A 13,730-nucleotide genomic window follows, 5' to 3' on the forward strand; every position below is an offset into this window, starting at 1 on the left:
TTGCACTTAACCCGCTCTTTTGCAAAACCGTTGTTAGGTGCTGCCCTTATTGGTTTCCCTTTAGATTTTCCGCTACAAATTGTTCGCAGTATTCTTTAATTTGCTGTCTGACTTGTCTGAACTGTTCGTTGATTTCTTCGTCTGTTCCTGTTGCTTTTGATGGGTCTGAGAAGTTGTGATGAAACTTCTTTGCTTTAGTTGGAAAAAATGGACAACGTTCTTTGGCATTGTCGCAAACTGTAATGACAAAATCAAAATCAATGTCGTAATATTCATCAATGTTGTTTGACGTATGATTTGAAATATCAATACTGTCCTCTTGCATAATTGCAATGGCTTTTGGGTTTACTCCGTGTGTTTCGACACCTGCACTGTAAACTTCTGCATTTCCGTTCGCAAAATGTCGTAAATAACCCTCCGCTATCTGACTTCTGCAACTGTTTCCTGTGCAAAGCACTAAAATTTTCTTTGTCATTGTTTATAATATTTTCGTTTTAAAAATAGACTTGCTCTGACTAATATTATCAAAACAGGAACTTCAACTAAAGGTCCGATTACACCCACAAAGGCTTGAGGCGAGTGTATGCCAAATACCGCAATGGCGACCGCAATTGCCAATTCAAAGTTGTTGCCAGTAGCTGTAAATGCAATAGATGCGTTTTTATCATAAGGGACTTTTAGAAATTTACTAATGAAAAAACTCACGAAAAACATTAGTACAAAATAAATGATTAATGGTATCGCTATTTTTATGACATCTAAAGGCAATTCCAATATTTTGTCGCCTTTTAAACTGAACATCAGCACAATGGTAAACAGTAAAGCATACAATGTAATAGGCGATATTTTTGGAACAAACTTTCTATTGTACCACTCGATACCTTTCGATTTTACCAAATAATAACGGCTCACGAAACCAGCAAAAAAAGGAATGCCTAAATATATCAAAACACTTTGTGTAACTTCTTTCATTGAAACACTTACATTGAAATTAGCAATCCCTAATTTATTGGGCAATATGTTGATGAAAAGCCAAACGAAAAAACTGTAAGTCAATATCTGAAAGATACTGTTTAGGGCGACCAATAATGCCGTGTATTCTCTGTTTGCTTTTGCCAAATCACTCCACACAATAACCATTGCGATACACCTTGCCAGACCAATTAAAATTAATCCCGACATATATTCGGGTTCGTTTCGTAAAAACAGAACGGCTAAACCAAACATCAAAACGGTACCGATAACCCAATTCAATATTAAGGAAATAGCAATTACTTTTTTGTCTTTTAGAGCTTTAGGTAACAAGCTGTAATCTACTTTTGCCAAAGGCGGATACATCATCAATATCAATCCGATAGCCAACGGTATATTGGTTGTACCAACTGAAAGGGAATTAGTAAAGGTTGAAATGTTTGGAAAAAAATTGCCTAAACCAATGCCAATAAGCATTGCAAGGAAAATCCAAAGCGTTAAATAACGATCGAGAAATTTTAGTTTTATCATGAGATTTTTCCGATTACTTAGCTAACTTTAATATCCTATATGCTCCACGCGCTACGATTACGAAGACAACTCCTCCAATTATTAGGTCTGGATAGCTGGATTTGAGTAAATAGACCATAATTCCCGCTATGATAACCCCCGAATTGATAATCACATCATTTGATGTAAAAATCATCGAAGCCTGCATGTGGGCTTCCTTGCTTGTACTTTTTTGCAAGAGATAGAGACAAATTACATTGGCAATTAAAGCTAGGGATGAAACAATAATCATTGTTTTGAAATCAGGTGTCGCTTCTACTCCAATAAAACGTCTGATAACTTCAACAAAACCGATAACAGCGAGCAGGATTTGAAAATAACCAGCAAATTTGGCAATGTTGTTTTTGAATGCTAGACTTCCACCAACGGCAAATAATGCCAAAACATAAACAATACTATCCGCAAGCATATCCAAGCTATCAGCTATCAACCCCATAGAACCCGAAAAAAGCCCATACAGCATTTCAATTCCAAAGAACGAGAAATTGATGATTAATACCGTCCAAAGTAATTTTTTTTGCATTTTGTCTTCTTCTTCAATATTGTCTTCGCTATTTTCGGTAGAAATCAATGTTGTACTTAGATTTAGGTGTTCCAAAGCTTTTAAAATATGCTCCGCATTTCCATAATGATAAACATTCAGCTTTCTGTTTGGTATATCAAATTCCAATAATTTTATATTATCGAAGTTTTGCAATTTCATACGAATGAGTTGCTCCTCACTTGGGCAATCCATTTTCGTAATTCTGAATTCCGTTTTGCTAATCATAAACATTGTTTTTAACAGCATCCACCACCTGGTGTACAAGAAGCATTTTGATTTACAGATAGTTCGGATAAATTCTTCTTTACTTTCTCGGACGGAATTCCACACGCATCTTGTGCTAAACAAGCAGTTGTTTTGTTTTGCAAAATGAAATTTGTTCCGTCAAAAGCCAACGCATATTTTCCAATTGTGTCACTTTGATATTCTACTTCAATTTCTGCATCTTCAATGCCTAATTTTTCTTCGGAAAGTTTAATGATGTTTAAAAGTTTAGCAGGTTTTAAACGATGTTCAAAATCATCGGCATTCCATAGCTGAAAATTTACGGTTTTTTCTGTACGAATTACTCCACCACAATCAATGAAGTTTTTTGTAATCATTCCGACTTCGGTAACGTGAAAATGTTCTGGAACAAAAGAGCCGTTTTCCAATTTGAATGTTACATTTTCTAAAGTTGGTAAAAGTGCTTTTACTTGTGATAGTTTCATTTTGGTATTATTTTATGTTAGCAACAATTTTTGTTTTTTAGAGTAAGTTTTACCGAAATATTTGTAAAATATTTTTGCAGTTCTTCAATAGTATTTTCGTCAATACAATAGCAAATCGTGTTACCTTCAATGGTTCCCTTAATTAGTTTTGCATTTTTAAGTTCTTTTAAATGCCTTGAAACAGTTGGCTGTGCTAAAGGAAGTACATCAACAATATCTCCGCAGATACAAGTGTCAACTGATAATAAATATTCTATGATAGCCACTCGGGCAGGATGTCCCAATGCTTTTATAATGTGAGCAATTTCGTGTTGGCTGTCTGTAAAATCCTTTGGTTTTGTTTGTTCTGTTTCCATTTCTTTATTTCTATATTGCAATATTACAATAAAGATATTAATAGTCAATTATTTTTTGAAATAAATTTTAACTGAATATAAAAGTTAAATGAGTTTGATTTTTTAGAGTGTTGTCGATTTATGTAAGGATGTTCGACAGGGTTGCACCTAACGTTTCGGGTATTTATGAAGGACGGGAGTCATAGCAAATACTTACGTAAACATACAAAAACTATCGAATTAGACAAAAGCAAAAAGACGAGTAATTAAGCCCGTCTTTAATAAATACCTTGTTAGCTGACGTTTTAATCAGAAGTGTCTACTCCACCGTTATTCATTTCCATCATGTTCTTTAACGCTTCTTTATATAATTTTTGATATTCTTCATATGTAATGGATTTTGTGAAATTAATTTTTTTAAATTCTTTGTTTGTATTTTTTATTTCTACAAGATTGTAATATGTGATATCTTTTAAATTATTTCCATATTTTTTTTCGATTTGAATTTCGAAAATTAATCCGGGTAAACCTCCATATAAGCTTGGCCCAAAGGGACAAGTCATTTCTTCACTATAATATGCCGTAACAATTATATTGTCTTCTAAATTCTCATATATTGCTTTTTTTAATATATAGGTTTTAAATTTTTTCTCATCGTCAGATATTAGTTTCCAATTAAATTTTGGTATGGAGTCTTCAATGAAATAATTTTTTCCTAATGATGATTTTCTTTCATACATTTTATTTTGTTCTAGGTTCACAAAGATAATACCTGAAGAAGCCATTGAAAAGAAATCTCCTTCTTCTTGGCGGTTGTTTATCTTGGGGATATATTCAAATTGTGACATTTTGGAGTCGTACAATAATTCAAATTCTGCCGGTATTGAATGATATTCTTTTCCTTTTTCATCAATATGAGTAGAAGTTACTAAATATAATGCACTAAATTTATCATTATCTAAATTTTCTCCAACTTGAGAAAATGTTAAAGATGACGGTAAAATAAATGTCATAATCAAAATTATATATTTCATAATATGATATTTAATTGTTTAGATCATACATTTCAATTACATTGGGTGTGTAAATTGTGGCATTATTGCAACATTCTTTGTAATCAAAGTATGCTTTTTTTGCATCGGTGATTATTTGTACACGACCCATTTGCACCTCCAATCTCCTCTCCTACAATGGCGTGAACTATCATTGACTCTTGGTTGCAATCAAGCATTTTTTGCTCAATTTTTGCAACAAATTTTAAAAATTTACTGTTTTTGTCCATAATTGTTGATTTTAAAAATTTTCCCTACTCTTTTTAGGCTTTTCGGTTTTCGCCATTATGTACTTATAACAATCTATTCATTTAATCTGCTATTTACATCTTCATTACTTCTTTGCTGTACTTGTCTTAGTTTTTTATTTCCGAAATTGTAACTAAGATTTATGTAGTAGGTTTTGAAGTAATCTTTGGATTTTTGAAAATTATATTCGGTTCGGTATTCTTCTAACTTCATAGTGGCTCTTGCTAAATCGTAGGCTCCAATGGTTACATTGAAATCTCCGAATGATTTGCTGATTTCGGCAGTCAGCGAATGTAGGCTGTTCATCTGCCCCAATATACTTTTGTTGGCACTACTATACCCATATATGGCTGAAAGCGAAAAATCTTTTTTACGGTTTAACATAATTTGATTTTTTAACTTGAAGTCGAAACTGCTGTTGGAAAGAGCTAAATCAATATTATCATATCTTCCTTTTATTTGTTCATAGATGTAATCAAAATTTGCTGAGAAATTCCAATAATCGTTAAAGAAATTCTTTGAATAAACAAAGTTTATATTTAGGGAATTTGAGTCTCCGTAATTTGCAGTTATGGTTTTAACTGAGTTGTCAGCTTGAACTATGTCGAAATCATTTGACAGATATTTATTTATAGAATATGTTACGTTCAGCATATAGTCCTGAAAGAAGGTATAACCCAAAGCCAGATCATAAATCCTTGCGGGCTCTAATTGTGGATTACTCACTCTAAACATATTAGGAGCGGTAAAACTGACAAATGGATTTAAGTTATAGTATCCCGGACGGAATATGTAACTTCCTAAATCCAACGATAACTCGTGGTTTTCGTTTAACATATACAATATGGAAAATGAAGGAAAGAAATAAGTATCGTTTATTTTGTATAAATCATCGGTTTGTTTGGTGTTTCCTACTGAGTTGTATTGTTCTACTCTAAGTCCGACTAACGCTTCCCATTTGTCATTAAATGATTTTTTGTAGTTTAAATAACCTGCCAAAGCATAGTCTGTATAAATAAAATCATTGGTTTGCAGACCGTCTGATATATATTGCTGATCAACAAAATTTCCGAAGAAAAAATTGTTGTTAATTTTGCTTTGGGTATATGATGAACCTATGCTTAATTTGCTGTCTTCATCCAATACCTTTGTATAATCTGCTTTTAGGTTTACGATTGATAATTTTATTTTGGGGTTTTGCAGGAAATTGTCTGTGATGTATGAAGTAGAATTGTTAAAGGACTCATAGATATTATAAGTAGAATTATCGGAACGGTTTTGAAGAAAATTAGCATCAAAGTCCCATTTGCTTCCAGAGTCGTCTGTTTTTATAGTATAATTTATGTTTGCTTTGTGTGTAAGTTGTGCATCCGGACTTATTGTTTCAATTCGTCCTATTTTAAGAGAATCTGTTGTTTGGTTATTAATAAGACTATAAGCGTTTTCAGTATTTGATTGATTTTTATAATTTAATAATCTTGTATAGAACTGAAATCCTAAAGTATGTTTATCATTTAGCTCGTAATGTAAATTTATACTCGCTATCAGGCTCTTATTTTGTGAAGTAGAATTTGTATTGAAATTAGTTTGTTGATTATTGGGTAAGCTATTATAGACATTAGAAGAGCGACTGAAAAATTTACTGTGATCTAACATAATGCCCGAAGTTATGGATAGCTTATTGTCCGAATAGGATAAAAAACCTCTAAGAGCTTGTGAATTGTAATATGACTGGCTAATTTCAGAACTGATTCTTCCTCTAAGTTTTCCATCTTCTTTTTTTCTTGTGATGATATTTATGATTCCACTATTGTTATTTGCATCATATTTGCTTCCGGGATTCGTGATGATTTCAATTTTTTTTATGTCTTGTGTTGAAATTAATTTGAGCATATTGATTGCGATGTCGTTATCCTCTATCAGTTTTCCGTTTATCTGAATTTTTGCAGTTCCTTTGTTGAGAATTTTTAGTGAATTCCCTTCAACATCTGTATTGATGACAGGAACATATTTTAGAAAATCCATACTACTTTTTCCTTTGGCAAAAGGAGAGGAAGAAATGTTTTCCATAGTGTATTTACCTAACTCCTTTTTTAGTTTTGGAGGTTTGACAGTTATATTTGCAGTTTCGAGCTGTATGGAATTATCAACTTTAATAATGCCTAAATCAGTTGATTCTGATAGTTCAATTTCCTTTTCAAAAACGATTGTTCCAAAATTTTCTGATAATAGTTTATAAGATCCTTTTTCCAAGTTAAATTGAAAATTGCCTTGTTCATCAGTTATGTTTGATTTAATAATAGAATCGTTTTGAACAATTGATACTTTTAAAAAGTCAATAGGGAAGTCATTTACATCTTTAAACTGTCCTGTTATTGTATATTGGGAAAACAATGATATAGGAAAAAATGTAAATATTAAGAATAAATTGATATTTAAATTGGCTTTTTTCATTTTTATATAAAGTACGAATAATATCAAAGTTATATGATAAAAATCATAAATACAAGTACTTTTGGTACTTGCAATGCAAATATCTTATTTTAGAAAATCAGGAAATTCTATTCCTCTATCTGATAAGAATTCTTTTACTTTATCAATTGTAGAATTTGAACACTCACAAGAAATATTGCAAAAATAATGTGTAGGAGCGTTATACAATTTAGACAGTTTTATCATTTTGTCTTGGGATAAACAAACTTGTCCATTTTCAATTTTGGAATATGTTTTTTGGGTAATATCTAACTCTTGGGCAATAAACTCTTGTGTATAGTTTTTTGATAATCTGAGTTCCTTCAATTTATTGTTCATTATATGAGGATTTAGGTTAATTAAGGCTAGAAAATCAGCTCTTTTGCAAAATCAGCGGCTGGTTTAGCATTGAGATTTTGCAAATGTGCTGATGAGTGTTGGCAAATTTCCTTTTCTTTCGTTATCTATTTTTTGATTATTTTTCAAATAGCATTGCCTATAACGTTAAGGTGCTTTGCGATGTGGCGGTTTTGGAACACCACAGCTTCAACTTAGCACTACCGTTGATTAGAATTACAAGGGTTCAAATCAACACTTCACCCGCCATTTTGCAAAGCAAGTGTTAGCGGTTCGGGCTTCTCCGCTTTTAGAAGTCCACAAATTAAATATCAGCAATATGTTACTTACAAGAAAACTGACAAACGAAGAAAAAAAAGAACTTCTTCAAGAACTATTTGGCTTTGACTTAATCAATGTAGACGAACGTGAAGGTTCTGAGCATTGGGTTGTTTACGATGAAGAAGGAAACGAATTTTATGGAAGTAATGAAAATTGTCAATTTGACTTTTCAACGCTTGCAGGATTTTTCAGCTATACAGCACACCGAGCAAAAAATCAAGGGTATTCAGATTGTCAATTTGCAATACGCAAGGTGTTGGGTGTTTAGCCTGACCGCTAACGTTTCGAGGCTTTGCGAAGGAGCGGATTAGAAAGATTAAACTTTCAATTTAGCACAAACGCAAGCAAAACCATTTTTTCTATTTGCTAAATTACAAAAAAGAGCAAATAAAAAATGGTTTTTGCGGATAGAAAGCACAGATGTTGAATTTTGCACTTAACCCGCTCTTTTGCAAAACCGATGTTACCTGCTGGCGTTCTTTCGGTTTCATTTCGCCAATTTCAATATTCTATATGCCCCTCTTGCCACTACTACAAATACAATAGCTCCGATAATCAAATCGGGATAGCTCGAGTTTAACCATTTGACCAAAATTCCTGCAACGATAACCCCCGAATTGATTATAACATCGTTTGACGTGAAAATCATCGAAGCCTGCATATGGGCTTCTTTACTCTTGTTCTTTTGCAATAGGTAAAGACAAAGTACGTTTGCTATCAATGCCAAAACAGAAACAATAATCATTGTTTTGAAATCGGGCATCGCTTCTATTCCGATAAAACGTCTGATAACTTCAACAAAACCGATAACGGCTAACAGGATTTGAAAGTAACCTGCAAATTTGGCGATATTGTTTTTTCTTGCAATCGTACCCCCAACAGCAAACAAAGCCAATGCGTAAACGATGCTATCGGCAAGCATATCCAAGCTATCCGCTACCAATCCCATTGAGTTGGAAAAAAAACCGAACAACATTTCCAATCCAAAGAAAACGAAATTGATAATCAATACCGTCCATAGTAGTTTCCGTTGGCTATTGCTTGTATCTGTTTCAACAACTGCGTTAGTTTCTTCGGTTGAAATCAGCGTTGTATTTAGGTTCAAGGTTTCCAAAGCTGAAAAAATCGGCTCTGGGTTTCCACTATGGTAAACATTTAGTTTTCTATTGGGAATATCAAATTCCAATGACTTTACCGTATCAAAGTTTTGCAGTTTCATACGGATTAATTGCTCCTCACTTGGGCAATCCATTTTTGTTATATTAAATATGGTTTTATTCATCTTCTTAAAGTCTAAATTTTATTCCTCCGTTAATTACAAATCCGTCCAATGGTGCATAGATGTCTTTAAAAACAGGGTTGGTTATTGTACCTGTATAAATGTTGTCGAAACGTGTCTGTCTTGTATCAAAGAAATTTTCAAAGTTGATGTACAAAGAAAACCGTTCCCAAATTTTTTCAGCCATAAAGCCACATATAACATAGTCTTTTCCTGTTGTTCCGTCATTGAGCTTTTGCGGACTGAAATAATAGGCTTCCAAACCGATTTTCCATTTATCCTCTATTTCATACATAAGTACAGAGTTAATGCGGTGTTTTGGTGTTAGTGGATTTTCGGTATTTGTTCCGTTTTCAATCAATCGGGTATCGGTAAAAGTGTAGCCCAAAAACAATTTAAAATCATCGTAACCAATTTTAATATTGGTTTCTGTTCCTTTGGTATGGATGTAGCCCGGAGAATTAACGAACTGATACAGATTTGCCGAGGAATTTTCAAGTAACAAAGGATTATCCAAATAGGTGTAAAAGAATAATTGGTTTATGCTAAATGACCAATCTTCTCCAATATAGGTGCGGTAATTGATGTCTGCATTTGCTCCATAACTTTTTTCCAATTTATTGGTCTTGTCGTCAATAGGCATTACATTTTGATATTGTAGGCGTTCACTTTCTTCTGTAAAAATGGTTGGTGTTTTATACCCAAATCCACCTCCAATACGTGAAGTCAATCCGTTTGCAATCTGAAACAATGCCGATACTCTCGGTAAAAAAACAGCTCCGTAATCTATCACGTAATCCGTTCTTAAACCTGTTTCTAATTGTAGCCAATCCGTAGCCCTAAAAGAGTTTTGAACGAAAGCCCCGAATGTGGTTTGGTTGTAATCCCTCAACGGAAATGCAGTAATCTGCTTTTCTTTAAAATTGTCCGTCCAAATATTAACGCCTGTTACCCATTCTGATTTTTCTTTGATGTGGGTATAGCTTGCTTCCGTAAAAGTGGCTGTTTGCGTTCCCTCAAACTCGTAATCAGGAATAGCTGTATTGCGGTTAAAATAACTTACGCTGTTTTTGATTTGTACAAAACTGTTTTCGTTTACCGTATGGTCAAAAACAAATTGGGTAGAATAGCGTTGTGTTTTGTTTTCTTCAAAATATTGGTGTGTGTTATCGCCTTTGCCTTTGATGTAAAGCATATCGCCACCCAAACGGTTTTCAATGGTGGTGTTAATGCCGAAGTTCATTTTTGTTTTATCATTGAAGTAAACAAATAATTTAGGGTTCAGTACGTACCTTTCAAATTGGGGAATGGCAGAAAGCTCGATTTGTGCAGGGTCGTAAGCTCCGTTGCGATTATGCGAAGCAAATATTGTCGTTCCGATTTTCTTAAACTTCTGTCCGTAAAAACCATTGATGTCTAAACCCCTGCCCGATGTTCCGTTTAAATGAAAACGCAAATCCCTTTCTTCCGTTGGTGTCTTGGAAATCAGGTTGACCAAACCTGCTATTGCTCCGCCACCATACAGCGTGGAAGTTGAACCTTTAATAACTTCAACCTGCTTTAAGTCAAGCGGTGGAATTTGCAACAAACCCAATCCGCTCGAAGCACCCGAATAAATAGGAAAACCGTCTTTTAAAATTTGCGTATATCGTCCGTCAAGCCCCTGAATACGAATACTTGCATTGGCACTTGTGGGCGATGTGGTTTGTACGTGGATGCCTGTGCTTTCTGCCAAAAGCATACGAATATCCCCTGCTTTCATATTGCCTTTTTCGTCTAACTCCTCACTTCCTATAAACTCAATACGTGTGGGGATATTTTGGATAGTTCTTGTACTTCTTGTTGATGAAATAACGATTTCTTCCAAATCTACCGATTGTTCATAAAGTAGGATTTCAATCGGAGCTGTATCTTCTAACGGAAAATTAAAGCTGTCGGTACGTTGGGCAAAACCAATATAACTAAATTGAATTTCTTGCAAACCGTTTGCAATACCTGTTAATATAATATGTCCGTTTTCATCGGAAATTGTGGCGATTGTAGTGCCTGTTACCTGTGCGGTTACGCCCATTAAAGGCTCTTTTTTTTCGCTGTCTTTAATTACAGCTTTGAACGTATTTTGTGCATATACACAAAGGTTGAGTGTCATAAAAAATGACACAAAGAGTATTTTTTTCATTGAAAAATAATGCTTAATATTTAATAAATAAGTAATAACGGTGGAAAGCACCGTAACAAATCAGTTTGGGCGGAAAGCACCATATATTAAGCCAATTGTGGAGGATGCCAAATAGAATAAGGAAAGTCTGAAATAGGCGGTGTTGGCATTGTGCCTAATTTTCTTTGGGGTTCTTTTACTGAATGTTTAATCGAAAAATGAAAGTTGGTTAAAACAAATCCCGTACAGGTGTTGCAGTTAAAAAAAGGCGAACAGCAACTGCAATCTTCGTCTTGTTCGTTTTGTCCTTGCTCGGTGGTATGTTCCTGCATACATTTATCCTCAATAAAAGACGGTACGGCTGATAACAGCAATACATAAACGGCTAATATTAAAGATATAAATTTCATTTTACAAAGTTAGGTAAAAATTGTTTCGTTATTTTTTGATTTTCCCGAAATGTCGTTTTTTAGCACGAACGTTGTTTTACGCTTGCAGGTAACGGTCACGGCTATGCGTAGTGCGGGTTTGAATTGAGCGAAAGTTCAATTCAGACCGAAACGTAGCCAAAGCTGTGAGCCTTTTGGTAAATTTAATAAAAAAACAAAAGCAAACAGCTTTTGGCGGATAAAAAGGCAAGAAGTTCAATTTGGCACTTAACCCCGCATTTTGCCAAACTGCTTGTTGTGTGCAGTACTACTTTCAATGTTGTGTTCCGTACTTTTGAGGTTTTCCCTGAGATAACTGCAATCTATCATAAGTTGCTTTTTCTAACCATTCAGCATTTTGGATTTTGTTATCCGAATTTGCAACCTGTTTGGCTAAATTATGTGCTATTTCAAAATCTTCTTTTGTTTTTCCGTGATGTAAAATCATCGCTAAATTAAATTTATCTTGATTATTGAGTTGCTCTTTACCGTTTGTATAATCAAGATAAATATTTTTTGCTTTTTCTAACCTTAAATTATCTCTTTCAATTACTTCTTTCTTGTTTTCAGGTATTAAATATGTTTTTAATAATTTTCTGTCAGATTGGTCAGATTTATAGATTTGTTGTATTTCTTGCGAAAGTGTAGCATCTTCTCCGAGTGAAACTTTTTCATAAGGAATGAACAGATTAATTATTATTCCAAATATAAATATCAAAGAATAGGTTACGGTGAATTTTAATAGTCTTTTAATTTGCTTTCCTTTAATAAGTTTTATAATTAGTATGAGTGAAAATAAAGTTATAAGAATTAATAATGCAATTGCAAATATAAATCCACTAAAATTCACAAACAATGCAAGAAGTAAAGTTAACACTATGACACTTAAAAATAAAAATCTCTGTTTCTTCATTTTCTTTTTTTATTAGGTTTTTTTGGCGTATTGCACACAACGGTTCTCGGCTATGGCAAGTGCGGGATTTTAAGGCACTTTCCTTTCCGATTAGCGAGTAGTTTATTTTGTGCAATTACTTTCATTTTAGTGCTTTAGCCCGCATTTGCTATAGCCGATGTTGTGCGTTCGGCTTTTTTTCTTTCAATTTATTCTTTGTTATTCTAGGCAAAGTTAATATCTTTGTGCTCTAATAATTACAATTTCTGCATTATGTCTTGTTTTATCAAGTTATGGACTTCTATCAAGTGATAGGCAGTCCTGAGTAAAAATCCTTATTTTTTTTGGTATAGACAAAACGTCTATTAATTTTATGTGTCGTCTTTTTACTAAAGGCGTTGCATTGTTATTATTACTCTGTCAGGTATTACTGTCTATTCACTTCTCCACGATTTGAATTCAAGTATTCACCTGTAAGAAGTAAATTAAGAAGTAAATAATGACAAAAAAGAAATTGCCCGTTCGTTTTACGGGTCAGCACTTTACTATTGACAAAGTGCTTATAAAAGATGCAATAAAAGAATCAAATATAAATCAACACGATACGGTTTTGGATATTGGAGCTGGCAAAGGCTTTCTAACTGTCCACCTCTTAAAAAATGTCAATAAAGTTATTGCCATTGAAAACGATGTTACATTAAGTCAACATTTGAGTAAAAAATTTATTAACTCTCAAAACGTTCAAGTGGTTAGATGTGATTTTAGAAATTTTGTAGTTCCAAAAGTTCCTTTTAAGGTAGTTTCGAATATTCCTTTCAGTATTACATCTGATATTTTCAAAATTCTGATGTTTGAGAATGTAAAATATTTTCTTGGCGGTTCGATTATTCTTCAGTCAGAACCTGCAAAAAAATTGTTTTCAAATAAGATTTATAACCCATTAACTGTACTTTATCATACCTTCTATGATTTAAAGTTCCTATATGAAATAAATCCTGAAAGTTTTCTGCCACCACCAACTGTCAAATCAGCACTTTTGAGAATTGAAAGAAAACAGATTTCATTAGATATTGGGCTTAAGGTTAAGTACTTAAATTTTGTTTCGTATATGTTACAAAAACCTGATTTAACAGTCAAAACAGCTATGAAGTCTATTTTTAGAAAAAAACAAGTTAGGTCAATTTCAGAAAAATTTGGAGTTGACCTTAACTCCAAAATTGTCTGTTTGACTCCAAATCAATGGAAGAATTGTTTTTTAGAAATGCTCGAAGTTGTTCCTGAAAAGTTTCATCCGTCATAACTAAATTTTAGATATGTTTAAATTTTCTATGGAGGAGTGTCGTTTTTTTTAGCTGACGCACAACACTCAAATATACGAAATAACATTTTAT

The 13,730-nt window shown here is 33.3% G+C and carries 14 protein-coding genes; 2 read left to right on the plus strand and 12 right to left on the minus strand.

The features are described 5' to 3' along the window. Positions 1-46: 46 nt before the first annotated feature. From HMPREF2660_RS08040 to HMPREF2660_RS08075, 8 genes are all read right to left on the minus strand, one after another. Complete coding sequence (locus HMPREF2660_RS08040) at positions 47-475, minus strand: arsenate reductase ArsC (protein ID WP_070486563.1); 429 nt, start codon at positions 473-475, stop codon at positions 47-49. Then, positions 472-1,503 carry an ACR3 family arsenite efflux transporter gene (gene arsB, locus HMPREF2660_RS08045; protein WP_070486565.1) on the minus strand — a complete coding sequence of 344 codons (1,032 nt, stop codon included), beginning with the start codon at positions 1,501-1,503 and terminating at the stop codon, positions 472-474. Before arsB ends, HMPREF2660_RS08040 begins: the two co-directional genes overlap by 4 nt. Positions 1,504-1,516: 13 nt before the next feature. Further along, positions 1,517-2,308: a cation efflux transmembrane domain-containing protein gene (locus tag HMPREF2660_RS08050; RefSeq protein ID WP_070486618.1), complete on the minus strand. Its 792-nt coding sequence runs from the start codon at positions 2,306-2,308 to the stop codon at positions 1,517-1,519. Between the two features lie 14 nt (positions 2,309-2,322). Continuing rightward, positions 2,323-2,796 carry a DUF6428 family protein gene (locus tag HMPREF2660_RS08055; protein WP_070486568.1) on the minus strand — a complete coding sequence of 158 codons (474 nt, stop codon included), beginning with the start codon at positions 2,794-2,796 and terminating at the stop codon, positions 2,323-2,325. A gap of 17 nt (positions 2,797-2,813) precedes the next feature. Beyond that, positions 2,814-3,152: an ArsR/SmtB family transcription factor gene (locus HMPREF2660_RS08060; RefSeq protein WP_070486571.1), complete on the minus strand. Its 339-nt coding sequence runs from the start codon at positions 3,150-3,152 to the stop codon at positions 2,814-2,816. Positions 3,153-3,436: 284 nt separating this feature from the next. Next, positions 3,437-4,165, minus strand: a complete 729-nt coding sequence (locus tag HMPREF2660_RS08065; protein ID WP_083299102.1) for a GLPGLI family protein — start codon at positions 4,163-4,165, stop codon at positions 3,437-3,439. Between the two features lie 321 nt (positions 4,166-4,486). Beyond that, positions 4,487-6,886: an outer membrane beta-barrel family protein gene (locus HMPREF2660_RS08070; protein WP_070486576.1), complete on the minus strand. Its 2,400-nt coding sequence runs from the start codon at positions 6,884-6,886 to the stop codon at positions 4,487-4,489. 84 nt (positions 6,887-6,970) lie between these two features. After that, entirely contained in the window at positions 6,971-7,243 is a 273-nt protein-coding gene (locus tag HMPREF2660_RS08075) for a helix-turn-helix transcriptional regulator (protein WP_070486578.1), read from the minus strand. A 337-nt stretch (positions 7,244-7,580) separates the two neighbouring features. Between HMPREF2660_RS08075 and HMPREF2660_RS08080 the strand changes: the two genes are divergently transcribed. Next, a complete protein-coding gene (locus HMPREF2660_RS08080) occupies positions 7,581-7,850 on the plus strand; it encodes a hypothetical protein (protein ID WP_070486580.1) in 270 nt (89 codons plus the stop codon). A gap of 219 nt (positions 7,851-8,069) precedes the next feature. Here HMPREF2660_RS08080 and HMPREF2660_RS08085 read toward each other — a convergent pair whose 3' ends face one another. The 4 genes from HMPREF2660_RS08085 to HMPREF2660_RS08100 form a co-directional block, all read right to left on the minus strand. Further along, positions 8,070-8,864, minus strand: coding sequence for a cation efflux transmembrane domain-containing protein (locus HMPREF2660_RS08085; protein ID WP_070486582.1), 795 nt, complete (start codon positions 8,862-8,864; stop codon positions 8,070-8,072). 4 nt (positions 8,865-8,868) lie between these two features. Further along, positions 8,869-11,040, minus strand: a complete 2,172-nt coding sequence (locus HMPREF2660_RS08090; protein WP_070486584.1) for a TonB-dependent receptor — start codon at positions 11,038-11,040, stop codon at positions 8,869-8,871. Between the two features lie 86 nt (positions 11,041-11,126). Then, positions 11,127-11,429, minus strand: a complete 303-nt coding sequence (locus HMPREF2660_RS08095; protein WP_013597267.1) for a hypothetical protein — start codon at positions 11,427-11,429, stop codon at positions 11,127-11,129. 292 nt (positions 11,430-11,721) lie between these two features. Continuing rightward, entirely contained in the window at positions 11,722-12,360 is a 639-nt protein-coding gene (locus tag HMPREF2660_RS08100; RefSeq protein WP_013597268.1) for an energy-coupling factor transporter transmembrane component T family protein, read from the minus strand. A gap of 478 nt (positions 12,361-12,838) precedes the next feature. Here HMPREF2660_RS08100 and erm point away from each other — a divergent pair, with 478 nt between their 5' ends. Then, positions 12,839-13,639: a 23S ribosomal RNA methyltransferase Erm gene (erm, locus tag HMPREF2660_RS08105; RefSeq protein WP_070486586.1), complete on the plus strand. Its 801-nt coding sequence runs from the start codon at positions 12,839-12,841 to the stop codon at positions 13,637-13,639. Positions 13,640-13,730: the final 91 nt, after the last annotated feature.

The organism is Weeksella sp. HMSC059D05 (assembly GCF_001809725.1).
In the GTDB taxonomy this organism is placed as follows: Bacteria; Bacteroidota; Bacteroidia; order Flavobacteriales; family Weeksellaceae; genus Weeksella; species Weeksella virosa.